At 70.4% G+C, this 23,440-nt stretch carries 19 protein-coding genes; 6 read left to right on the forward strand and 13 right to left on the reverse strand.

Features of this window, described 5'->3' with window-relative positions; all coding sequences use genetic code 11:
- Nucleotides 1-696: 696 nt before the first annotated feature.
- The 4 genes from YWY_RS20290 to YWY_RS0104605 all read right to left on the reverse strand — a co-directional run bounded on the left by YWY_RS20290 (nt 697) and on the right by YWY_RS0104605 (nt 5,301).
- Nucleotides 697-1,728, reverse strand: coding sequence for a fatty acid desaturase family protein (locus YWY_RS20290; RefSeq protein ID WP_038044504.1), 1,032 nt, complete (start codon nt 1,726-1,728; stop codon nt 697-699).
- 251 nt (nt 1,729-1,979) lie between these two features.
- Nucleotides 1,980-2,981 carry a ketol-acid reductoisomerase gene (ilvC, locus tag YWY_RS0104595; RefSeq protein WP_028846644.1) on the reverse strand — a complete coding sequence of 334 codons (1,002 nt, stop codon included), beginning with the start codon at nt 2,979-2,981 and terminating at the stop codon, nt 1,980-1,982.
- A 53-nt stretch (nt 2,982-3,034) separates the two neighbouring features.
- Complete coding sequence (ilvN, locus tag YWY_RS0104600) at nt 3,035-3,541, reverse strand: acetolactate synthase small subunit (protein WP_028846645.1); 507 nt, start codon at nt 3,539-3,541, stop codon at nt 3,035-3,037.
- Nucleotides 3,541-5,301: an acetolactate synthase large subunit gene (locus YWY_RS0104605; protein WP_028846646.1), complete on the reverse strand. Its 1,761-nt coding sequence runs from the start codon at nt 5,299-5,301 to the stop codon at nt 3,541-3,543. The genes ilvN and YWY_RS0104605 overlap by 1 nt, the downstream gene beginning before the upstream one ends.
- A gap of 445 nt (nt 5,302-5,746) precedes the next feature.
- Here YWY_RS0104605 and YWY_RS23065 point away from each other — a divergent pair, with 445 nt between their 5' ends.
- Nucleotides 5,747-6,376 carry a PH domain-containing protein gene (locus YWY_RS23065; protein ID WP_051309742.1) on the forward strand — a complete coding sequence of 210 codons (630 nt, stop codon included), beginning with the start codon at nt 5,747-5,749 and terminating at the stop codon, nt 6,374-6,376.
- Between the two features lie 25 nt (nt 6,377-6,401).
- Here the strand turns inward: YWY_RS23065 and YWY_RS20300 are convergent, their stop codons facing one another.
- Nucleotides 6,402-7,061: a DoxX family protein gene (locus YWY_RS20300; RefSeq protein WP_051309744.1), complete on the reverse strand. Its 660-nt coding sequence runs from the start codon at nt 7,059-7,061 to the stop codon at nt 6,402-6,404.
- 159 nt (nt 7,062-7,220) lie between these two features.
- Between YWY_RS20300 and YWY_RS0104620 the strand changes: the two genes are divergently transcribed.
- Complete coding sequence (locus YWY_RS0104620; protein WP_028846647.1) at nt 7,221-8,399, forward strand: PQQ-dependent sugar dehydrogenase; 1,179 nt, start codon at nt 7,221-7,223, stop codon at nt 8,397-8,399.
- Between the two features lie 99 nt (nt 8,400-8,498).
- Here YWY_RS0104620 and gatB read toward each other — a convergent pair whose 3' ends face one another.
- From gatB to gatC, 3 genes are read right to left on the reverse strand one after another with little or no spacing between them, the layout of a single operon-like run.
- Nucleotides 8,499-9,998, reverse strand: a complete 1,500-nt coding sequence (gene gatB / locus YWY_RS0104625) for an Asp-tRNA(Asn)/Glu-tRNA(Gln) amidotransferase subunit GatB (protein ID WP_028846648.1) — start codon at nt 9,996-9,998, stop codon at nt 8,499-8,501.
- Nucleotides 9,998-11,503, reverse strand: a complete 1,506-nt coding sequence (gene gatA, locus YWY_RS0104630) for an Asp-tRNA(Asn)/Glu-tRNA(Gln) amidotransferase subunit GatA (protein WP_028846649.1) — start codon at nt 11,501-11,503, stop codon at nt 9,998-10,000. Before gatA ends, gatB begins: the two co-directional genes overlap by 1 nt.
- Nucleotides 11,500-11,799 (reverse strand): Asp-tRNA(Asn)/Glu-tRNA(Gln) amidotransferase subunit GatC, encoded by a 300-nt coding sequence (gatC, locus tag YWY_RS0104635; protein ID WP_028846650.1) that lies wholly within the window; start codon nt 11,797-11,799, stop codon nt 11,500-11,502. Before gatC ends, gatA begins: the two co-directional genes overlap by 4 nt.
- A 267-nt stretch (nt 11,800-12,066) precedes the next feature.
- On the opposite strand from gatC, the gene YWY_RS0104645 reads away from it, so the two are divergent.
- Nucleotides 12,067-12,720, forward strand: coding sequence for an ACT domain-containing protein (locus YWY_RS0104645; protein WP_028846651.1), 654 nt, complete (start codon nt 12,067-12,069; stop codon nt 12,718-12,720).
- A 294-nt stretch (nt 12,721-13,014) separates the two neighbouring features.
- Complete coding sequence (locus YWY_RS20305; protein WP_084608936.1) at nt 13,015-15,846, forward strand: DEAD/DEAH box helicase; 2,832 nt, start codon at nt 13,015-13,017, stop codon at nt 15,844-15,846.
- A gap of 521 nt (nt 15,847-16,367) precedes the next feature.
- Here the strand turns inward: YWY_RS20305 and YWY_RS0104655 are convergent.
- Genes YWY_RS0104655 through YWY_RS0104675 form a run of 5 tightly spaced genes read right to left on the reverse strand, consistent with a single transcriptional unit; the run spans nt 16,368 to nt 21,515 of the window.
- Nucleotides 16,368-16,928 carry a GNAT family N-acetyltransferase gene (locus YWY_RS0104655; RefSeq protein WP_084608938.1) on the reverse strand — a complete coding sequence of 187 codons (561 nt, stop codon included), beginning with the start codon at nt 16,926-16,928 and terminating at the stop codon, nt 16,368-16,370.
- Nucleotides 16,918-17,448 carry a GNAT family N-acetyltransferase gene (locus YWY_RS0104660; protein ID WP_028846653.1) on the reverse strand — a complete coding sequence of 177 codons (531 nt, stop codon included), beginning with the start codon at nt 17,446-17,448 and terminating at the stop codon, nt 16,918-16,920. Before YWY_RS0104660 ends, YWY_RS0104655 begins: the two co-directional genes overlap by 11 nt.
- The gene (ligA, locus tag YWY_RS0104665) at nt 17,448-19,580 is read right to left on the reverse strand and encodes an NAD-dependent DNA ligase LigA (RefSeq protein WP_028846654.1); all 2,133 of its coding nucleotides are present in this window, start codon (nt 19,578-19,580) and stop codon (nt 17,448-17,450) included. Before ligA ends, YWY_RS0104660 begins: the two co-directional genes overlap by 1 nt.
- Before the next feature lie 58 nt (nt 19,581-19,638).
- Nucleotides 19,639-20,436 carry a hypothetical protein gene (locus YWY_RS20310; RefSeq protein WP_245566554.1) on the reverse strand — a complete coding sequence of 266 codons (798 nt, stop codon included), beginning with the start codon at nt 20,434-20,436 and terminating at the stop codon, nt 19,639-19,641.
- Nucleotides 20,437-20,489: 53 nt separating this feature from the next.
- Entirely contained in the window at nt 20,490-21,515 is a 1,026-nt protein-coding gene (locus tag YWY_RS0104675) for a uroporphyrinogen decarboxylase/cobalamine-independent methonine synthase family protein (protein WP_038044507.1), read from the reverse strand.
- Between the two features lie 228 nt (nt 21,516-21,743).
- On the opposite strand from YWY_RS0104675, the gene YWY_RS0104680 reads away from it, so the two are divergent.
- Nucleotides 21,744-22,649, forward strand: a complete 906-nt coding sequence (locus YWY_RS0104680; protein WP_028846656.1) for a phospholipid scramblase-related protein — start codon at nt 21,744-21,746, stop codon at nt 22,647-22,649.
- Nucleotides 22,646-23,422: a DUF2510 domain-containing protein gene (locus YWY_RS0104685; RefSeq protein ID WP_028846657.1), complete on the forward strand. Its 777-nt coding sequence runs from the start codon at nt 22,646-22,648 to the stop codon at nt 23,420-23,422. The genes YWY_RS0104680 and YWY_RS0104685 overlap by 4 nt, the downstream gene beginning before the upstream one ends.
- Nucleotides 23,423-23,440 lie beyond the last annotated feature (18 nt).

Raw genomic sequence — 23,440 nt, forward strand, 5'->3', positions numbered from 1 at the left:
GGCCGTCGAATACGCGTCCTGACACCTCGGATGCTTCCTCGAACGCCGTACCTCCCAGGTGGACATGCCCCTGCCGGGCGATCGGGCAGTGGCCCGGGGCGAGCAGTGCTGCTCATCGGCGGGAAACACGATCCGGTGAACGACCCGCCTCGCACCAAAGCAGCGATGATCCGCACACCGTCAATCGTTCGTGTGGGTGACCAGCCACTGTGCCGAGTGGATGCGCGCAGGGGAACCATCCACCCGAGAAGGGCCGAACGAGTTGCACATCGCCAGGGCCGCCAGCATCGTCGCCCTCGGCTGCGTCGCGACCGCGGTCGCGCTCCTCCGGCTGCAGCACGTCGCAGGCCGGCGTCGTTGATACCGCCGCACCCGCCGACCGGGAGGCCGCCAGGACCAGTGGCACCGAGAAGATCACGATCGACGGGCACACCGTGGCCGTCGATCGTGTGCCGAGAGCTCGGCAGACGATGAACTGGTCGTCCTGCTGCTCGCCGGGCTGGGTGCAGGCGCTCGCCCCTGAGTAGGGCGCCGCCGTTGCTGGTCCTGGAGGTCGGCTGCGGCCCGGCCTTTCCCGCTGCGACGGCCGACCAGGGTGACCGTGGCCGGTCAGGCCCGGCAGCTCGCCGGCGTTCGGCAAAGGCGCACCATGCGCCTCACCGTGCCTTGACCCCGCGGCGAGCTACCCGCCGCCGGTCATGCGGACTGTGCACGCAGCGGCGCGCCCAGGGAATGCAGGTACTGCAGCACGTACCGATAGGAGCGCAGCCACCCCGTCTGACTGTAGGACAGGCCGATCTCCCGGCAGAACTGCTGCACGATCGGCTGGGCCCGGCGCAGGTTCGGCCGCGGCATGGTCGGGAACAAGTGGTGCTCGATCTGGTAGTTCAGCCCGCCGAGCACCCAGTCGACGATCGGGCCACCGCGCACGTTGCGCGAGGTCAGCACCTGCTTGCGGAGGAAGTCGATCTTCTCCCCCGGTTTCAGTGTCGGCATGCCCTTGTGGTTCGGCGCGAACGAGCACCCCAGGTACACGCCCCACAGGCACTGGTGCACCACGATGAACAGCACCGCGATCGGCGGCGAGAGCACCAGGAACACCACGGTGAGGTACCCGCCGATGTGGCCGGCCAGCAGAACGGCTTCCAGCTTGCGCAGTTTCACCGTGCCGTTGATCACGGCGCGCACCGCGGTGATGCGCAGTGCCAGCCCCTCGAGCAGCAGCAGCGGGAAGAACAAGTACGCCTGGTATTTGGTCAGCCAGCGCTGGAAACCGCGCTTGGCGCCCGCTTGCTGTTCGGTGAACGACAGCGCGGGGATGTCCAGATCCGGGTCGTGTTCCTCGTGGTTCGGGTTGGCGTGGTGCGCGTTGTGGTTCCGCAGCCAGCTGCCGTAGCTCATGCCGATCAGGCCACCGTGCAGGTAACCCACCACGTCGTTGGCCCGGCTGCTGCGGAAGATCTGCTTGTGCCCGGCGTCGTGGCCGATGAAGGCCAGCTGGGCGAACACGACGGCCAGGCCGGCGGCGATCAGCAGCTGCCACCACGAATCCCCGATCAGCGCGAAGCCGACGCAGGCCGCGGCGAGCATCAGCAGGTTGAACGCGATCTTGAGCGTGTAGTACAGCGGCCGACGGTCGAACAGGCCCGCGTCGCGGATGCGACGCGACAGCCGGGCGAAATCAGAGCGATGGCGCGGCCTCTCGGCCGCCTGGGGAGGTGCGGTCACGGTGGTTGATCCTGTTCGTCGGCGATCCGGCTGCCCGCCGGTTGGAAAAAAGCGACCGTGAGCGGCACCCCTTGCGGTGGGTCATTCCGTCACAGCTGCCTGTCACCAACATTACGGGGTGACGAGCGACCTGGACAGTCGGAGCGCCAGAGTGCCGAAGACTTGCACCGCGTGCCAACCACCGGCGACGGCCCGGGCCACCACGGGGATGCTCCCCCGGCGACCCGGGCCGCGTACCGGGAAATCCGTGCTCAGACGGTGGGCTTGACCCAGGCCATCATCTTGCGCAGCCGGGCGCCGACCTCCTCGATCGGGTGCGCGGCGCCTTCGGCCTGCAGCTTGGTGAAGTTCGGCCTGCCCGCCTCGTCCTCGGCGACCCACTCGCGGGCGAACGAGCCGTCCTGGATCTCGGCCAGGATCTTGCGCATCTCCTCCTTCACCTGCGGGCCGATCACCCGCGGGCCGCGGGTGAGGTCGCCGTACTCGGCGGTGTCGGACACCGAGTAGCGCTGGCCGGCGATACCGCCCTCGTAGATCAGGTCCACGATCAGCTTCAGCTCGTGCAGCACCTCGAAGTAGGCGATCTCCGGGGCGTAGCCGGCCTCGGTGAGCACCTCGAAGCCGGCCTGGATCAGCGCGCTCACCCCGCCGCAGAGCACCGTCTGCTCACCGAACAGGTCGGTCTCGGTCTCCTCGGCGAACGTGGTCTTGATGACGCCGGCGCGGGTGCCGCCGATCGCCTTGGCGTAGGACAGCGCCAGCGCCTGCGCGTTGCCGGAGGCGTCCTGCTCCACGGCGATCAGGCACGGCACGCCCTTGCCGTCGACGAACTGCCTGCGCACCAGGTGACCGGGGCCCTTCGGCGCGACCATGGCGACGTCGACGTCCGACGGCGGCTGGATCAGGCCGTAGCGGATGTTGAACCCGTGGCCGAAGTAGAGCGCGTCGCCGGACTTCAGGTGCGGCGCGATGTCCTCGGCGTAGATCTTGCGCTGCGCGGTGTCCGGCGCCAGCACCATGATCAGGTCGGCCTCTTCGGAGGCTTGTGCGGGCGTGACCACCCGCAGGCCTTCCTCCTCGGCCTTGGCCCGGGACTTCGACGTCTCGGGCAGGCCCACCCGCACGTCGACGCCCGAGTCGCGCAAGCTCAGCGCGTGCGCGTGGCCCTGACTGCCGTAGCCGATCACCGCTACCTTGCGCTGCTGGATCAGACCGAGGTCGGCGTCGTCGTCGTAGAAAATCTCAACTGCCATGAGGGGTATTGCTTCCTTCCGGTGCGGGTGTTTTCGGTTGACTGTGCGCGCTGTCAGCGGATCGCCGACGCGGTGATGGACTTGGCGCCACGGCCGATGGCCACCATCCCGGACTGCACGATCTCGCGGATGCCGTAGGGCTCGAGCATGCGCAGCAGCGCGGAGGTCTTGTCCGCGGTGCCGGTCGCCTCGATGGTGAGCGCTTCCGGCGAGACGTCGACCACTTTGGCGCGGAACAACTGCACGGTCTCCAGCACCTGGCTGCGCACCGTGGCGTCGGCGCGCACCTTGATCAGCATCAGCTCGCGCTGCACGGAACTGGACGGCTCCAGCTCCACGATCTTGATCACGTTCACCAGCTTGTTCAACTGCTTGGTGACCTGCTCCAGCGGCAGGTCCTCCACCGCGACGACGATGGTCATCCGGGAGATCTCCGGGTTCTCGGTCGGGCCGACGGCCAGCGACTCGATGTTGAAGCCGCGGCGGGAGAACAGCCCGGACACGCGCGCCAGCACACCCGGTTTGTTCTCCACCAGCACGCTCAGGGTGTGGACGCTCATCACAGCTCCCTTTCCGACACGTCGTCGTCGTCGAACAGCGGGCGGATGCCGCGCGCGGCCATGATCTCGTCGTTGCTGGTTCCCGCCGCGACCATCGGCCACACCTGGGCGTCCTTGCCGACCACGAAGTCGATCACCACCGGCCGGTCGTTGATGCCCCTGGCCTTCTCGATGACCTCGTCGACCTCTTCCTTGGTCTCGCAGCGCAGCCCGACGCAGCCCATGGCCTCGGCCAGCAGCGTGAAGTCCGGGATGCGGTGGGCGTGCGTGCCCAGGTCGGTGTTGGAGTACCGCTGCTCGTAGAACAGGTTCTGCCACTGCCGGACCATGCCCAGGTTGCCGTTGTTGATCACGGCGACCTTGATCGGCGCGCCCTCGATGGCGCACGTGGCCAGCTCCTGGTTGGTCATCTGGAAGCAGCCGTCGCCGTCGATGGCCCACACCTCTTTGTCCGGCCTGCCGAACTTGGCGCCCATCGCCGCAGGCACGGCGAACCCCATGGTGCCGAGGCCGCCGGAGTTGATCCAGGTGCCGGGCTTTTCGTAGGAGATGAACTGGGCCGCCCACATCTGGTGCTGCCCCACCCCGGCCACGTAGAGGGCGTCCGGCCCGACGATCTGCCCGATGCGCTCGATGACGTACTGCGGGGCCAGCGACCCGTCCTTCGGCCAGTCGTAGCCCTGCGGGTAGGTGCGGCGCCACGCGTCGATCTGCGTCCACCAGTCGTCCAGCTTCGCCGTGTGGCCCGCGGCGATCTCCGCCTTCACCGCGGAGATCAGCTCGGTGATGATCTCCTTGCAGTCGCCCACGATCGGCACGTCGGCCTTGCGGTTCTTGGAGATCTCCGCCGGGTCGATGTCGGCGTGCACCACGGTGGCGTCCGGCGCGAAGCTGTCCAGCTTGCCGGTGACCCGGTCGTCGAACCGGGCGCCGAGCGCGATCAGCAGGTCGGCCCGCTGCATCGCCGCGACCGCGGCGACCGAACCGTGCATGCCGGGCATCCCCAGGTGCTGCCGGTGCGAGTCCGGGAAGGCGCCGCGGGCCATCAGCGTGGTCACCACGGGGATCCCGGTCAGCTCGGCCAGCTCGCGCAGCGCGTCGGACGCCTTGGCCTTGATCACGCCACCGCCGACGTAGAACACCGGGCGGCGGGCCCTGGTCATCAGCCGGGCGGCCTCCCTGACCTGCTTGCCGTGCGGGCGCAGCGTCGGCCGGTAGCCGGGCAGCCGGGTCTCCGGCGGCCAGGAGAACGACGTCGTCTCCTGCAGCACGTCCTTCGGGATGTCCACCAGCACGGGCCCCGGACGGCCGGTGGACGCCAGGTGGAACGCCTCGGCGATCGTGCGCGGGATCTCCGCCGGATCGGTCACCAGGAAGTTGTGCTTGGTGATGGGCAGCGTGATGCCGCAGATGTCGGCTTCCTGGAAGGCGTCGGTGCCGATCAGCGCACGGGTCTGCTGACCGGTGATCGCCACCACCGGGACCGAGTCCATGTGCGCGTCCGCCAGCGGGGTGACCAGGTTGGTCGCCCCGGGGCCGGACGTGGCCATGCACACGCCCACCTTGCCGGTCGCTTGCGCGTACCCGGTCGCCGCATGCCCCGCGCCCTGCTCGTGCCGGACCAGCACGTGCCGGAGCTTGGTGGAGTCGAGCAGCGGATCGTAGGCAGGCAGGATGGCCCCGCCGGGAATGCCGAAGACGACTTCGACGCCTACCGCCTCGAGTGACCGCACCAGCGACTGGGCTCCGGTGACCCGGATCGGGGTCCCCGCGGGCGGAGCGGGCTTGGGGGCTGCTGGTTTGGCGGTCCCGCCTGCGGGGCTGCCCGCGGAACGGGAACGCGCTCGCGATGTGGCGCTGGTCATCGTGCTGCCTCGTTCTTACACGTGGTGTTCACGGTCGTGGTGTCTTCTCGGGGTCTTGCGGTCTTCTCGGAGTATCTGCTCGGGTCGTCGTCGCATGAAAAAACCCCCGCCGACCACCAGGTCGGACGAGGGTCCGCGCGTCGACGCAGCTCGCTTCACCCGCTACGCGTCGACGCGCGGGCGAATTACGAGGCTGCTCAGCTTCTGCACGCCGCCAACTTATCCGGTCACGCTGCGCAGTGTCAATTCTGCGAGACGCAGCTCTCGCATGGCGAGACGGCGCGGCGCCCCCGCCACCCCGCCGACGGGCCCTGGCACGGCGCCAGGCACCATTCACCAGGTGAGCGAGAAGTCCGAACCGCAGCCGTCCACGCCCGAGCGACCGCCGGTCAAGGAGGCGACGTTCCGGATGCCGCGCGTTGCGGTGGTCGCGGCCTTCCTGGCCATGGTCAGCGCCACCCCGTTCGCCTGGTCGTCGTGGTGGCTGGCCACCGTCTACCTGCTGCCGATCGGGTTCGCCGTGTGGGTGTTGCGCACCCAAACGACGGTCGACGCCACCGGGCTGACCGCGCGCACCGTCTTCGGCTCGAGATTCATCGGATGGGGTGAACTCACCGGGTTGTCCGTGGTGTCCGACGCCAAGGTGTTCGCGGTGCTGGCGGACAAGGAGCAGGTGCGGCTGCCCGGGGTGCGGGCGCGGCACCTGCCGATCATCGCGGTGTTGAGCGGCGGGCGGATCCCGGCCTTCCCGCCGATGCCGGAGAAACCGCGAGAAGACCAGGACGACGCCGGCACGAAGCAGGAAGACGCCCCGGCGGACGGCGTCGGCAAGGACGCCTCGGCGGACACCGCGAAGGCCCCCACGGGCACAGGCGACACCGCGAAGGCCCCCACGGGCACGAGCGAAACAGCCGCCGAGCAGAGCGCCGAGGACGATTCGGCGGACGACTCGGCGGCTTCCTCCGGCTGACCAGCTGCCTGGCCCGGCACGCTGATCAGCGGAACACCAGCACGACGACGAGCACCGCGGCCGCGGCCAGCAGGATGCCGAACACTCCCCAGCCGACCGGGCGTTTGCGCCACGAGAAGCCGGCATCGCCGGACGCCCGTCCCGGGCCGGTGAACAGCAGTGCCAGCGCGCCCGCCCCGATGAGCAACGGGTAGGCGTAACCGGGCCCCTGGTTGGCACCGATCGTCTCCGGGAAGTAGCCGACCGCACGATCCAGGTACACCACGCACGAGGTGATGCTGAGGATCGCCGCCGCGGCCAGCGGGGTGAACAGGCCGAGGATCAGCGCACCGCCCGCGCCCACCTCGGTGACCGCCAGCACCCAGGCCAGCGTGGTCTCGTTGGTGAAGTCGTACTTCCTGGCCAGCATGTCGGCGACCGACTCCAGCCCGGGCCCGCCGAACATGCCGAACTTGTACAGGCCCTTGAGCAGCATGGCCCCGCCGACGGCGATCCGCAGGATCAGCAGGCCCAGGTCCAGCCCTCCGTGCCAGCGGGTCTCGACGAAGTCCTCGTCCTCGCCGAAATCGGTGGACGGGTCGATGCGGTCGGTGCGGACCGGTGGTGGCGGCTCCGACTGCCCGGTTCCCGGCGACGGGAGGCGCCGCGTCGCTTCGCTGGAGTAGAACTCGTCGTTTGCGCTCATGGCGGGGCAGACTAGCCCGAATTCCCCCTTCCGGGTATCCGGGATCGGGGCGTGTCCGGTGAATCGTGCACCACCGCGCGCCGCGGCCGCGGCGGGGCAGGCTCACCGCACATTCACGACGAACCACCTACCGTGGATTCCGTGGTCCACCGCCGCTCGATGCGTGTGCTCGCCGCCATCGCGGCGAGCGGGCTGCTGCTGTCCGGCTGCGCGCGGTTCGACGACTCGGCTGCCGACGCGGACTTCCAGCCCGCTCCGCAGCTGACGCCGCAACGGCCGCCTCAGCCCGAGCTGCCGGAAGCGCCTGGCTCGCCGGAGATCCCGCAAGGCCAGGGCGGCCGCGGAACCGGGCAGCGAGACGGTGAGATCCCGCCGCCGGAAGGATGCACCGATCACGACCCCGCGGTGATCGGCACGTGCATGGACACCCTGGTGGCCGTCGCGGCGCTGCCGCCGGTGCATGGGCAACCCGCAGCACTGGCCGCGGAGCGCGACACCGGACGGGTGCTGCGCGTGGTGAAGGGCCGCAAGCCCGCCCCGTTCGCGACGTTGACGGTGGCCGCCGAGGGTGACGGCGGCCTGACCGGGCTGGCGCTGTCGCCGAGCTACCAGGAGGACGGGCTCGTCTTCGCCTACATCACCACCAGCACGGACAACCGGGTGGTGCGGTTCGCCGCTGGCCAGAAGCCGCGTCCGATCCTGACCGGGATCCCCAAGGGTGCGCGCGGCAACCGAGGGGCGCTGGCCGTCGACGCCTCGGGCGCGCTGCTGGTGGCGACGGGCGACGCCGGCGATCCCAAGGCGGCGCGGAACCCGGACTCGCTGGCCGGGAAGGTGTTGCGGATCGACACCAGCGGCAAACCCGCCGCGGGCAACCCCAGGACCGGCTCCCGGGTGATCGCCAGCGGCCTGCACACACCGGGCGGTGTCTGCGCGTCGGGAGACGGCTCCCAGGTGTGGGTGACCGATCGCGCGCCGGAGGCGGACGCCATCCACCTGGTCGACCCCGGCAAGCCGCTGGGCACGCCGGTGTGGCGGTGGAAGGACAAGCCCGGTGTGGCCGGGTGCGCGGTGGCCACGGAGGGTGTGGTGGTGGCCATGTCCACCGACCCGGGCCTGCACGGGCTGGAGATCGACGCGAACGGCACGGCGACCGGCAAACCCAGCGTGACGTTCGACGGGGATTCCGGCTACGGCCGGTTGTCCGGGCTGGACGTCTACACCGCGGGGCTGGCGGTGGCCGGCACCGTGAACAAGGACGGCGGCAAGCCGGTGTCCAGCGACGACCGGGTGGTCCTGCTCCCGCTGAACCCGTCGGGCGGCAACGACAAGGACTGATCCGGCCGCCCACCGGGCGAGCCCGCGCGGACCGGCGCACCGCGGGTCGGCAGGCTCGATCCGCTCAGCGGCTCCGGGGTGCCTGCGGCGACCGGTGCCCTACTTGCAGCGTTCCAGCACCAGCTCGCGCACCCGCTTGGCGTCCGCCTGGCCACGGGTGGCCTTCATGACCGCACCGACGATGGCGCCCGCGGCCTGCACCTTGCCGCCGCGGATCTTCTCCACCACGTCGGGCTGGGCGGCCAGCGCCTCGTCCACGATCCTGCTCAGCTCGGCGTCGTCGGAGACGACCTTCAGCCCGCGGGCCTCGATCACCTCGTCCGGTTCGCCCTCGCCGTCCAGCACCGCCTCGACGACCTGGCGGCCCAGCTTGTTGGTCAGCTTGCCCTCGGCGATCAGCTCGATCACCCTCGCCACCTGCTTGGGCGTGATGGCCAGGTCGGCGAGCTCGACGCCACGGGCGTTGGCCTGCTGGGTGAGGAACTGCACCCACCAGCTGCGCGCCTCGTCGACCGGGGCTCCCGCGTCCACGGTGGCCGCGACCAGGTCCACCGCGCCGGTGTTGAACAGGTCGCGCAGCTCCTCGTCGGTCAGCTGCCACTCCTCCTGGATGCGCTTGCGGCGCTTCCACGGCGGCTCCGGCAGCGTCTTGCGCAACTCCTCGACCCATTCCCGGCTCGGCGCGACCGGCACCAGGTCCGGCTCCGGGAAGTAGCGGTAGTCCTCCGACGTCTCCTTCGGGCGGCCGGGCGACGTCGTGCCGTCCGCCTCCTGGAAGTGCCGGGTCTCCTGCACGACCGTGCCGCCCCCGGCGAGCACCGCCGCCTGGCGCTGCATCTCGTAGCGCACCGCACGCTCGACGCTGCGCAACGAGTTGACGTTCTTCGTCTCGGTGCGCGTGCCGAACTCCTGCTGCCCCTTCGGCCGCAGCGACACGTTCGCGTCGCAACGCATGGAGCCCTGGTCCATGCGCACGTCCGAGACGCCCAGGGCAAGCATCAGCTCACGCAGGGCGGTGACGTACGCACGGGCCACCTCGGGCGCCCTCGCCCCGGCGCCCTCGATCGGCTTGGTGACGATCTCGATCAGCGGCACGCCCGCACGGTTGTAGTCCAGCAGCGAGTGCTCGGCGCCGTGGATCCGGCCGGTAGCGCCGCCCACGTGCACCGACTTGCCGGTGTCCTCCTCCATGTGGGCACGCTCGATGCCGACCCGGAACACCTCGCCGTCGTCCAGCATGACGTCCAGGTAGCCGTCGTAGGCGATCGGCTCGTCGTACTGGGACGTCTGGAAGTTCTTCGGCATGTCCGGGTAGAAGTAGTTCTTCCGCGCGAACCGGCACCACTCGGCGATCGTGCAGTTCAGCGCCAGGCCGATGCGGATCGCCGACTCGACCGCTTTGCCGTTGACCACCGGCAGCGCACCGGGCAGGCCGAGGCACGTCGGGCACACGTGGGTGTTCGGCTCGCCCCCGAACTCGTTGACGCAGCCGCAGAACATCTTGGTCCTGGTGTTCAGTTCGACGTGCACCTCGAGCCCGAGCACCGGGTCGAACCGCTCCAGCACCTCGTCGTAGGGCAGCAGAGTCGCAGCGGTCATCACAGCTCCGGAATCTGGTCGAGAACTCCACGGCCGGTGGCGGCGTCGCGCGCCTTCTCGTAGGCGGCGGCGACCCGGTACATCCGGTCGTCGGCCAACGCGGGCGCCATCACCTGCAGGCCGACCGGCAGGCCGTCGTCGTCGGACAGGCCGCTCGGCACGCTCAGCGCCGCGTTGCCTGCGAGGTTCGCCGGGATGGTGCACAGGTCGGCCCGGTACATGGCCATCGGGTCGTCGACCCGCTCGCCCAGCTTGAACGCGGTGGTGGGCGTCGTCGGCGACACCAGCACGTCCACCTTCTCGTAGGCCGACTCGAAGTCGCGGATGATCAGCGTGCGCACCTTCTGCGCCGAGCCGTAGTAGGCGTCGTAGTACCCGGCGGACAGCGCGTAGGTGCCGATCATGATGCGGCGCTTGACCTCGGCGCCGAATCCCGCCTCGCGGGACAGCGCCATGACTTCTTCCGCGCTGCGGGTGCCGTCGTCGCCGACGCGCAGGCCGTAGCGCATGGCGTCGAAACGGGCCAGGTTGGACGAGCACTCGCTCGGATTGATCAGGTAGTAGGCGGGCAGCGCGTAGACGAAGTGCGGGCAGGAGACCTCCACGATCTCCGCACCGAGATCACGCAGTTGCTGCACCGCGGCCTCGAACGAGCGCAGCACGCCGGGCTGGTAGCCCTCACCCTGGAACTCCTTCACCACGCCGACACGCACGCCGGACAGGTCGCCGTCCAAGCCCTGCTTGGCGGCCGCCACCACGGGCGGCACCGGGGCGTCGATGGACGTGGAGTCGAGCGGGTCGTGCCCGGCGATGATCTCGTGCAGCAGCGCGGCGTCCAGCACCGTGCGGGCGCACGGCCCGGCCTGGTCCAGACTGCTGGAGAAGGCGACCAGGCCGTAGCGGGACACCGAGCCGTAGGTCGGCTTGACGCCGACCGTGCCGGTGACCGCCGCGGGCTGGCGGATCGACCCGCCGGTGTCGGTACCGATGGCCAGCGGCGCTTCGAACGCGGCCAGCGACGCGGCCGAGCCGCCGCCGGAACCGCCCGGCACGCGCGTGGTGTCCCACGGGTTGTGGGTCGGGCCGAACGCCGAGTTCTCGGTGGACGAACCCATGGCGAACTCGTCCATGTTGGTCTTGCCCAGCACCACGACGTCCGCCTCGCGCAGCTTGCGGCGCACCGTCGAGTCGTACGGCGGGATCCATCCCTCGAGCGTCTTCGACCCGCACGTGGTCGGCACGCCCTTGGTGGTGAGCACGTCCTTGAGGGCCAGCGGAACACCGGCCAGCGGCGAGGCCGGGGGCCGCCCAGCGGCGATGTCCTCGTCCACCTTGCGGGCGGTCTCCAGCGCGCCTTCGGCGTCGACGTGCAGGAACGCCCGCACCTGGTCGTCCACCTTGGCGATGCGGTCCAGGTGCGCCTGCGTCACCTCGACCGCACTCAACTCGCCGGCGTGGATCTTCGCGGCCAGCTCGGCCGCGGTCATCCTGGTCACCTCGGTCACTGTTCCTCCCCCAGGATCCGCGGCACCCGGAAGCGCCCGTCCTCGGCCGCAGGGGCCCCCGACAGCGCCTCGTCCTGCGTCAACCCGGGCCGCACCTCGTCCTCGCGGAACACGTTCGTCAGCGGCACGGCGTGCGAGGTCGGCGGCACGTCGTCGGTGGCCACTTCGCTGACCTTGGCGACCGCGTCCAGGATGACGTCCAGCTGGCCGGCGAACAGGTCCAGCTCCTCCTCGGTGACGGCCAACCGGGCCAGCTTGGCCAGGTGTGCGACTTCGTCGCGGGAAATGGTGGACACGCGCTCAACCCCCGGTCGATGGTCCTCGGGCGGATGGTCGAGGTCGAGTCTATGGCCCTGGCCACGACCGACGTCGGCCGGGTGACGGGGGCGGCGGGGTGACAACCGGGTCCAGCAGCCGATACCGGGTTCTGTTCGGCGAGGTGAATTCGCTACCGTCAGAACACGGACGCCGAGACGACGCCTTCGCGCGCTCACGTTTGCCGCGAGCCACGGCGGCCCGCGCGGGTAGCGATGCGATGGCCGCCACGATAGCAAGAGGTACCCGTGTCATTCCTGATTCGAGTGCAACTGCCGGACAACCCCGGTTCCCTCGGCGCGGTGGCGTCCGCACTGGGCGCGATCAACGCCGACATTCTCAGTGTCGACGTGGTCGAGCGCGGCGACGGGGTGGCCGTCGACGACCTGGTCGTCGAGCTGCCCAACGGGAGCCTGCCGGACGTGCTGATCACGGCGGCGGAAAGCGTCGAGGGAGTCGAAGTCGACGCCGTGCGGCCGTATGCGGGCGGGCTGAACACCCACCGCGAGCTCGAGCTGGTCGAGGAGATCGCCGGCGACCCCCGCCACGGCCTCGACAAGCTCGCCGACGGGGTGCCGCGCATCTTCCGCGCTGGCTGGGCCCTCGTGCTCGCCGAGACGCCGGAGGGCGTGCAGCGGCTGGCGGCCTCGACCGCCGCCCCGGAGAGCGAGCTGGCTTCGCTGCCGTGGTTGCCGCTGGAGCGGGCGACCGTGCTCGACGCGGAGGACGAGTGGATCCCCACGCCGTGGCGGGAGCTGGGCACCGAGCTGGCCGCGACCCCGCTCGGCAAGCCGGACCGGGCGCTGCTGCTCGGCAGGCCGGGCGGGCCGTCGTTCCGCGCTGCCGAGGTCGCCCGGCTGGCTCATCTCGCGGGGATCGTGGCCGTCGTGCTGGACGGGTAGCTCTCTCGCCCTCGGATCGCGTAGCCCGAGCTCGTCGGCTCGGAGGCGGGTAGCCTGCCTTGCGCGAACTCCACAATGATCGGACTGCTTCCGTGTGCGATTGTCAGCCGGGCAAATCGCAAAGTTCCCAGTTCTCGACACTCTTCACCGGCGCGTCGCTGTACCGGCTGCGTGAATGTGATGCACATCACCTCAGGTGCTCGGTGGACGTTGGAGTGACGAAGACGCGGGTCGGTTGCAACCGAGTGGAAGTCCGTAGGGCGTGCAAACCCGCCCGGCCGGTAGGTTGCTGCCATGACCTGGGACCCCGGATCGGCCACGCCGGGTGGCGCCGGTGGGAGCGTGGACGACGAGTTCATGGGCCGGGTGTTCTCCGCGCTCGCCGATCTCGCGCCTGCCCGCAGGCAGTCCGACGAGCTCGTCCCCGGCAGCGCGCAGCTGACCTTCTTGCCGGAGTGGGACGCACAGCTGCCCAGAGGGGGCAAGTCCGACCGGCTCGCCGCCCTGGATGCCCTGCACCGCGACGAACGGATCCTGCGCCGAGCGTGGGGAATCGTGCACTTCGCCAGAGAGGATGGCAAGCGAGCTCGCCTGCCGCTGGTGACACAGCCGGTCAGGTTGCAGCGCACGCTGCGGGGGTACCGCATCCAGCCGGCTGGCGACATCGAGCTGACCGGAGCCATCGCGGACTCGGCGGCTGCGGAACGTTTGGAATCGACGCTGCCTCCGGTTTTCGACGGCAACGACGAGCAGTCCAGGTCGTGGCTGGCTGAGGCAGCGGCGAGTGCCGGCTTCCCAGACGCTCGCATCGAAGGCGAACCCACCGCCTCTGACGAGACTGTGGTCGTGGCCGCAACGGCGTTGTTCACTACGCAAGCCGCTTCCGCACCTGCGGTGGCCGACCACCTTCGTTCGTGGGCTCGGCGACCGGGGCTTGCGGAGAGCTCGCTGCGCTACCTCTACGGCGCTGGGACAGCCGAGGTCGCCGAGCACGACGGCTCCGCGGAGCGGCAGGAGCACGTTTCGTCCGTGCTGCCGCTCGACCCGGATCAGCGGACGGCGCTGCTGCGAGCACGGCGAGACCCGATCAGCGTGGTGTCAGGCGCACCCGGCTGCGGTAAGAGCCACACCCTGGTGGCCATCGCGCTCGACGCGGTTGCCCACGGCCGGACCGTGCTCATGGCGACACAAACGGTTCACGCAGCCGAAGTCCTCAACACGCTGTTGTCCAGGCAGCCGGGGCCGAGCCCGGTCCTGTTCGGCGATGCCGACAAGCGCGGGCAACTGATCGACGACCTCACTTCGGGCGCGGAAAGCGGGAGTCCGGCCGAGGAGGTGCGCGCGGCCGAATCGTCCGCCGACCTTGCCGATCGCACCGTTCGTGCGCTGCTGCGGGAGATCACCGAGCAGCTGGAGCTGGAGGCGGCCGCGGCACGCGCCGCGGTGACGGATGCGGCGGTGCTCAACGACGCCCCCGGCCTGCTGGAACCTGGCCGTGACCTTGGCCAAGCCGAAGAACTGGTGCAGCGGGCCCGATCCACCGCCGGTGGGTGGTTCGCCCGCTGGCGGGCCCGCCGCGCCGGACGGCGCCTGCGCGACATGGCCCGCTCCTCGCTGCCTGTGGACGAGATCGCGCTGCTGCTGCCGGTGGCCAAGGACCTGAGCGCCGCCGGCCGCTTGTCAGCACAGGGCGGGTGCAACCTCGACCAGCTGTGGGAGCGTCTGGCGCGAGCCGAGGAGTCCGCCCGCACGGCACGCGGGGAAGCCTTGCGCAAAGCCGCAACCGCGAAAAGCCGGCGCGACCGGGACGCGGTTCGTGCCATGGCCGCGCTCGGCACGGCCTTGCGGGCCGGCCGGAACCGCCGACGCCAGATGCTGGCGGACATCGACACCGAGGCACTGTTGCGGGCATTGCCGCTGTGGATCGGCACGGTCACCGACATCGAGGACCTCTTGCCGCAGCACGCGGGCATGTTCGACTTGGTCATCCTGGACGAGGCGTCGCACATCGACCAAATCCGGGCCGCCGGTGTGCTGGCGCGCGGACGCCGCGCGGTGATCGCCGGTGATCCCCAGCAGCTGCGGTTCGTCTCGTTCGTGGCCGACCGCGACGTCACCGCGGTGATCGACGAGCACGGGCTCGGCGGCATCGCCGACCGGCTCGACGTGCGGCGCAACAGCGCATTCGATCTTGCTGCCGGTGCCACCCCGGTGACCATGCTGCACGAGCATTACCGCAGCGTGCCGCACCTGATCGGTTTCTCCAGCGAGCGCTTCTACCGTGGCCGGGTCTCCACCGCCACGCGGCATCCGCGCAATCACGGTGTCGACGCTATCGACGTTCATCACGTCTCCGGTGGCCCCGCCGTGGACGGCATCAGCGAGGCCGAGCTGCAAGCGACCGTCGAGCTGGTGGCCAAGCTGCTGGACGAAGGGGTGCGGGATCTGGCTGTCATCACACCGTTCCGCGCACAGGCAGACCGGATCGAAGCCGAACTGCTCGCCGCCTACAGCGCAGACCAGATCATCGACTACCGGCTGCGATGCGGCACGGTGCACTCCTTCCAGGGCAGCGAGGCGAACACCGTGGTCGTCTCGCTCGGGGTGCATCGAGACGACGCGCCATCACGACAGCGATTCGCGGCCGACAAGAACCTGTTCAACGTGCTGTTGACCCGAGCGCGACAGAAGCTGCACGTCGTGACCGCGCTCGAAGCGGGCGAACCAGGGCTGATCGCGGACTTCCTCGACTACGCCGAGCACCCTCCCACCCCACCGCGCTCGTCGTCGGTGCCCCAGTGGGCGGAGGACGTCGCCGCCGAGCTGGCGGCCGCGGGCGCCACGGTCAGCACCGGGTATCCCGTCGGCCGGTGGACGGTCGACATCTGCCTCGGCGACGATGCCGATGCGGTCGGGCTGATCTGCGGAGTCCACCCCGACGGACCGGCGGCACATGTCGACCGGCAGCGTGTGCTCCGCCAGGTCGGATGGCGCACCCGGGACGTGTTCCCCAGCCGCTACGCCGGCAACCCGACCAGGGCGGCCCTGGACGTGCTTGCTGACTTCCCGCATGCGACCGGCCCAAGTCGTAGCGGCCAGGGCGACGACAAGGCGCACGGCAGGTAGCTGCCGCAGCCTGGGTTTGACAAAGGAGCGGCACGCGGCACCGAGTGGCCGCGGCCGGACGGAGCCATCCGGCGACCGCGGCCGGACACAGCACACGAGTCTTGGCGGCCGCCGCGGTACGAAAGCGCACGACACCGGGCGGCCGACGCAAGACGGAGAACGCGCAAACGCCTAGAAAACGAGGCCGTACAGAGAGCGCGCGACACCCAGCACCGCAGCCGTCCAGCGGACACACGGCACGCAGCGCGCGGGCATCACGCAGCCGCGGCCCACGAAGGAACCTGGCGACCGTGGCCGGACAAATGGTGCGTGGCCCACGTAGCCCCTGCGGCGCGGGCGACCTCACCCCGACCACCCCGGCGCGCCCGGTGCCGGCCCGGGAACCCGCCCCCCCCCCAAGCGCCGGACAGCAATCCCGCGCGTGCCGGGTTCGCTCCCGGCCGGGTGGCACCGGCCGCAACGTCATCCCGCCACCGTCGGCCGTGCCGAACCGGAGAACTCGTTTCAGACGAGCGACGGAGCTACAACTCCAGCTCGAACACCAGCAGCGGATAGTCCGGCGCCGGCTCCCAGTCGCGGTGCGGGGCCCGGACGAACCCGCGCCGGGCATACATCCGATGCGCTGCGGTCATCGTGGGCAGCGTGGACAGCACGATCCGGCGGGCGTTCGCCGCGCGAGCACGCGCGATGGCGGCTTCCAGCAACGCCGTACCCACCCCACGGCCTCGCGCAGCTCGATCCGTGGCCAGCATGCGCAGCTCCGCCTCCCCTGGCTGGGCCACTTCGGCGAGCGGGCTGCCGGGTAGCACCACCGTGACCGTCCCGAGCAGTCGCCCGCCGGGGCCCTCGGCCACCAGAAGGTCGCCGTGTTCGGCGCGAGTCGCGGCATCGCGCAGCTCGGCGCCGAACTCCGGATCCGGATCGGCGGCCACATGCCCGTCGGCGTCGTACGCCTCGAAGACCAGCTCGCCGGCGCGCCGGTACTCCTCCGGCCTGGCCACGCGCACGGTGACCTGGGCGGCGACCCCAGCGGACGAGTCGGCCCCAGCAGTGCTCTCCGGCCGACGGCCGTCACTGCCCATGCGAGCCGCCCGCGGCCGCTTCAGCTGTCATATCGAGCACGTAACCGATCAGATCGACACCGGGCAGCGGGCTCCAGTCGCGCTCCGGCAACCGCCGGAAACCCAGCCGCTGGTACAGCCGGATGGCCCGGTCGTTGTGGTCGGCCACGGAGAGGACCACCCGCTTCAGGCCGCGCTCCCTGGCCTGCTCCAGCACGGCGTCGACCAGCGTCTGGCCGACACCCCGGCCTTTCGCCTCCGGGTCGGTGGCCAGCATGCGGAACTCGAGCTCGCCCGGCTTGGCGATCTCCGCTTCCGGCGACGGCGGCTGAGCCACCACCACGGTGCCCACCACCTTGTCCTCGGCGTCCGTCGCCACCAGGACGTCGGCCGTCTTCGCCTGCTCGGCCACCTCGCGCAGATGCTGCACGTACGGCAGATCGGGCTCGATGACGCCGCCTTCGATGTAGGCGCGCACCCGCAGCTCTCCGATCCGCTCGTACTCCTCGGGGCGGGCGGGCCGTACGAGAAGATCGCTCATCAGGCCGGCTCCCCGCCGATCTCGGCGACCTTGCGGGCCGCCTCCGGGCCCTCCTGCAACAGCACGGTGAAGCCCTCGTCGTCCAGTACCGGGATCTTCAGCTGCACGGCCTTGTCGTACTTCGACCCGGGCGAATCACCGACGACGACGAACGCGGTCTTCTTCGACACCGAGCCCGCCGCCCGGCCGCCGCGCGCCATGATGGCTTCCTTCGCCTCGTCGCGCGAGTAGTTCTGCAGCGTTCCCGTCACCACGATCGACAGGCCCTCCAGGTGGCGCGGAACGGACTCGTCCCGCTCGTCCTCCATCCGCACCCCGGCCGCCGCCCACTTGCGAACCACCTCCTGGTGCCAGTCGACGGTGAACCACTCGCGCACCGACCGGCCGATCGTCGGGCCGACACCGTCGACCGCGGACAGTTCTTCCTCGGTGGCCTCCTGGATGCGCTGCATCGAGCCGAACTCCCTGGCCAGGGCCTGCGCGGCGGTCGGGCCGACATGCCGGATGGACAGCGCGACCAGCACCCGCCACAGCGGCCTGTCCTTGGCCGCTTCCAGGTTCGCCAGCAACCGTTTGCCGTTGGCCGACAGCTCACCCGACTTGAGCCGGAACAGGTCCACCTGGCGCAGCTTCTCCTCGTCCAGGTCGAAGATGTCCCCCTCGTCGGCCACCACGCCCGACTCCAGCAACGCCGTCGCGGCCTCGTAGCCGAGCACCTCGATGTCGAATGCGCCACGGCCCGCCAGATGGAACAGCCGCTCCCGCAGCTGCGCCGGACATGCCCGTGCGTTCGGGCAGCGGATGTCGACGTCGCCTTCCTTCTCCGGGCGCAGCTCGCTGCCGCACTCCGGGCAGTGCGTCGGCATGACGAACTCGCGCTCGTCCCCGGTCCGCACCTCGACCAGCGGCCCCAGCACCTCGGGGATGACGTCGCCCGCCTTGCGGATGACGACGCGGTCGCCGATCAGCACACCCTTGCGCTTGACCTCGCTGGCGTTGTGCAACGTCGCCATCGCCACGGTCGACCCGGCCACCTTCACCGGCTCCATCACCGCGTACGGCGTCACCCGGCCGGTGCGGCCCACATTGACCCGGATGTCCTTCAGCGTCGTGGTGGCCTCCTCCGGCGGGTACTTGTACGCGATCGCCCACCGCGGCGCCCGCGACGTGGTGCCCAGCCTGCGCTGCAAGGCCACCTCGTCGACCTTGATCACGATGCCGTCGATCTCGTGCTCGGCGTCGTGCCGGTGCTCGCCCCAGTAGTCGACGTGGCGCATCACCTCTTCCCGGGTGGCCAGCACCTTGACGTACGGAGAGATCGGCAGGCCCCACGCCGCGAGCGCCCGGTACGCCTCGGACTGCCGCTCGGGTTCGAAGCCCACCCGCTTGCCCAGGCCGTGACAGATCAGCCGCAGCGGCCGGGACGCGGTGACGCGTGGGTCCTTCTGCCGCAGCGACCCCGAAGCGGTGTTGCGCGGATTGGCGTACGGCGGCTTGCCCGCCTCGATCATCTTCGCGTTCAGCTCGAGGAAGTCCTCCACCCGGAAGAAGACCTCGCCGCGCACCTCGATCAGCTCCGGCACCGGGAACTCGTCGGTGCCGGTCAGCCGCTCGGGGACGTCCCGCATGGTGCGGACGTTCAGCGTGACGTCCTCGCCCGTGCGGCCGTCACCACGGGTCAGCGCCCTGGTCAGCCTGCCGTTCTCGTACAGCAGGTTGACCGCGAGACCGTCGATCTTGAGCTCGCACAGGAAATGCGAGCTGGTCCCGATCTCGCGCTCCACCCTGTCCAGCCACGCGGACAGTTCCTCGGCGGAGAACGTGTTGTCCAGGCTGAGCATCCGCTCCAGGTGATCGGCCGTGGCGAACTCCGCGGAGAACGTGCCGCCCACCTTCTGGGTCGGGGAATCCGGCGTCACCAACGCGGGATAGGCCGCCTCGATGCGCTCCAGCTCGTGCATCAGCTCGTCGAACTGGGCGTCGGAGATGGTCGGCGTCTCCAGGTAGTAGCGGAACTGGTGACCGCGGATCTCCTCGGCCAGTTCCTGATGCCGCTGCCGGATCTCCGCGGGAACCTCGGCAACTTCGACGTCGGGGTGCTCCGCCTCCGGGTGTTCCTCTCGATCGGTCACGTAGGCAGATTAGTGCCCGTCACCGACGGCTTCGCACTTCCCCGGGACGGCCGGCCGCTCACTCCCCGGAATCGCCGGAATCGGCGTCACGAGTGTCGCCGGACTTGCCGTCCTCGGCCTTCTGGTCCCGGGCTTCGGAGGCGCCGTCCTCGGCATCGCCTGCGCTCGGCGCGGCCTGGTGGTCCTCGCCGTTTTCCCGGCCGTCCAGCTTGCGGACCAGATCCCGCAGCTCGAGCAGCGTGATGGCGTTCTCCGGCTCGTTCTCCGCCGTCTCCACCCGCCGCAGCCACCGGCCGGCAAGCCGTTCACCGAGCGTGGCGTCCAACGGCAGGAAGGTCATCGTCTCCCGCTGATCCGGTTTCAGCTCGGACATCAGCGGATGGTGGACGGCGACGTCGACCTGCTCTTCCTGCTCGTCGACCTGCGCGACGACCCGCACGTCGGCGAGTGCGATGCGGTGCTCGCCCAGGTTGACCGTCACCTCGGTCGGGTCCGGCACCGGAGGCACCGAGTCGTGGAACTCCCAGATCGGGTCGTCCGGCGGGGCGGCCGCTTTCCATGCATCCGTGTACGGGCGCAGCGCCGGATCCTCCTGGCCGGTGACGACCAGCGAATAGATCGCCCGCTCGCCCCGGTCGATGGAGAACTGCAGGTCCGGGTGCATCGCCGCGACCAGCTCGGTCAGCTCGTGCTCCACCCGGTGGGGTTCGCGCTCCCCCAGCGCCGCGCTCAGCCTGGGCAGCAGCTCGTACCAGCCGCGCCAGAACTCCTCGGCCGCCAGCTGCGGGTCGGTCGGCTGCTCCCGGGTGGCCGGAGCGGGACGATCTCGGCCGAACAGGCGGCGGAACAAACTCATGACGCCACCGTAGCGGTCCGGACCTGGCCGCGTCCGGCGTTCCGCCGGACTGCTCACCAATTCTCCGGCGGCTCCACGAACGCCTTCGCCGCGTCCCCGGCCAGCGCGATGGCTCGCCGCATCCAGGACCGCGAGGCACCGGCCAGCCCACACGCCGGGGAAGCGATCGCGCGCTCGGCCAAAATGCTGCGGGAAAAGCCGAGCCGGCCGGTCAGGTCGAATGCGGGCTGCACGACGTCTCGCAAGCCGATGCGGTGTTCCGGCTCAGTGGCCGGCACCAGGCCGAGCACGAACACCACACCGTCGTCCCACGCTTCGCCGAGCTCGTCGAGCAACGCACCGGGAGCGCCGTCGATGGTGGTGGCGTCGATGGCCACCGCACCGGCGCCTGCGGCGCGCAGCAGCGCGATCGGGGGCTGCGGGGCACAGCAGTGCACGACGACCGGGGCCCCGGAAGCCGATTCCAGCGGCTCGATGACGGCTGCGAGCACCTCGCGGGCGTCGGCCGTGGCCACCGCGGGCACGGTGCCGTAGCCGCTGGCGGTGGGCAGCGAACCCGCCAGCACGGCGGGCAGGGTCGGTTCGTCCAGCTGCACGATCACCTGGGCACCGGTGCGCTTGCTCAGCTCGGCGACGTGTGCGCGGACGCCCTCGACCAGCGACTCGGTGACGTCGCGGACGGCTCCGTGGTCGGTGAGCACCCGGTGCCCGCGCGGCAGTTCGATCCCAGCGGCCAGCGTCCACGGCCCGGCCACCTGGGTCTTGATCACCTTCGGCGCCTCGCCCGCCTTCTCGACCGCTTCCTGCATGGCGTCCATGTCCCAGCGCAGCAGGTCGACACCGCGCCGATGGTCGCTGCCCGGCCGGGCGGTGACTCGGTACCCGCTGGGGACGTACTCCACCGGGATGTCGACCAGCATGGCCGCCGATCGTCCGATCAGGTCCGCGCCCAGGCCACGGTCCGGCAGCTCGGGCAGGTGGGGCAGGCCGGTCAGCTCCCCCAGCACCACCGCGCACGCCTCGGCGGCATCGGTTCCCGGCATCGACCCGATTCCGGTGGCGACTCCGACAGGCAGCATGCGTCTAGTTTCCCCGTTCCGGCGCGCCCGCGTCGCACGGGGCGCCGCGCCAGCTGGCCACCACCCGTCGTGGCCGAGTACTGAGGCGATCACCGTCGAGCTTCAGCTCTCCATGCATCTGAATGGCCCTGACGGTGCCCCCCACCCCGGCAGGCCAACAGCGAATCACAGTCCGGATTCGCCCAATTCGCCCTCCGGGCGGCGGCCGGTTATCTAGGATGTGCGCGCATGACGAGTCCTGCACCTGGGTGGTACCCGGATCCCGGGAATCCGCAGCTGCTGCGCTGGTGGGACGGCAACACGTGGACGCCGCACACCCAGCCCAACCCGCACGGGCAGCCGGGCCACGCACCGGGACAGCCCCAGCAGGCGCCCGCCCACGCGCAGCACGGTCAGCCGCAGTACACCGGTCAGCCGCCGCAGCACGCGGCCGCGGGCTTCGCTCCCCAGCAGCCGTCCGGCCTTGCTCCGCAGCAGGCAGCACAGGCCAATGTCCCGGCCGGGCCTGCGCCGCAGCACCCGCTCTACACCGCGCCGGAACTGCTCATCGCGCAGAAGGCCACGTTCGTCGGCCTTTCCGGCAACGCGGGCGCCTATCAGATCTTCGACCCGGCCAACAACCAGATCGGCACGTTCAAGGAGGAACGCTCGGTGTTCCGCCGGGCGGTCAAGCTGGTCGACGAGCTGTCCGTTTTCGGATCCAGACACTTCGCACTCACCGACGCCCAGGACAACACGGTGCTCACCGTGCGCCTGCCCCAGGGATTCAGCTCTGCGCTCAAGCCCAAGTTCGAAGTGCGGGGACCGCAAGAGCAGACGGTCGGCTTCGTCGAGCGGAAGAAGATCTTCGCCCGCACCGGGTTCGTGTTCACCGTCGACGGCGCCGAGGTCGGCAAGGTCGAGTACGACGGTCGCGAGCGGGGCGGTGCCCGCTTCGCGTGCCGGGACAGCACCGGCCGGCAGGTGGCGGAGATCGTCAAGCGCGGCGTCGGGATGATGAAGGTCAAGGAGATCTTCACCCAGGACGACAGCTACATCCTGCGGCGGCCGAACCCGATCCCGGAGCCGCTGGGCAGCCTGGTGCTGATCTCGGCGTGCGCGCTTGATCAGGTGTTCTACGAAAGGGACCGATGACCAGCACCACCCCTCTGCCCGGCTGGTACACCGACAGCACCAACCCGGCGCTGGTGCGCTGGTGGGACGGGGCTGCGTGGACCGAGCACGTGCGTCCCCACCCCGGTGCGGCGGGCAACCATGCACAACAGGCCCAGCAGGCCCAGCACCCCGTCGGCCGGCTCGGCGCGGGACCGCTGTTCGAGGTGCGCGAGCTGGTGCTGGTCGAGCAGGCGCCGGCCGGCAACGCGGCCTCGTACCGGTACGTCGACCGGCACGGCAACGAGATCGGGTCGCTGCACCAGACCGACGAGCACGGACGCACCGGGATGCGCCTGCCCGGCCGCGCCAGCCAGGACACCATGTACTTCCGGCTCTTCGACGCCGCGGGCGCGCTGCTGGCCGCCATCACCCAGCCGTACCAGAAGGCGAGCGAGATCTTCAAACCGCGGATCACCGTCACCGACGCCCGGGGCCGCCCGGTCGGCGAGATCAAGGCCGAGACGGCAGGTCTCGGCCGGAACCGGATGAGCTTCTCCGTGCACGGCAACAGGGCGGGCGGGCTGGCTGCCACCAGCTGGCTGTCCAGCAAGTACACCGTGGTGGACGACGCCAAGCACCAGGTGGCCGAGATCGTCAAGCGGGAGTTCAGCGACTTCCCGCTGCCGGATATCCCGGCGAACGGGGACAGCTACTGGCTGAGCCGCCCGTCACGGTTGCCGGAACCGCTGGGCACCTTGGTGCTCCTCGCGCCGTTCGCCCTGGACAACGCCTACCACTCGGACACCAAGTGACAGCGAGAGGCGCATCAG

It is taken from the genome of Thermocrispum agreste DSM 44070, from assembly GCF_000427905.1.
GTDB classification, from domain to species: Bacteria; Actinomycetota; Actinomycetes; order Mycobacteriales; family Pseudonocardiaceae; genus Thermocrispum; species Thermocrispum agreste.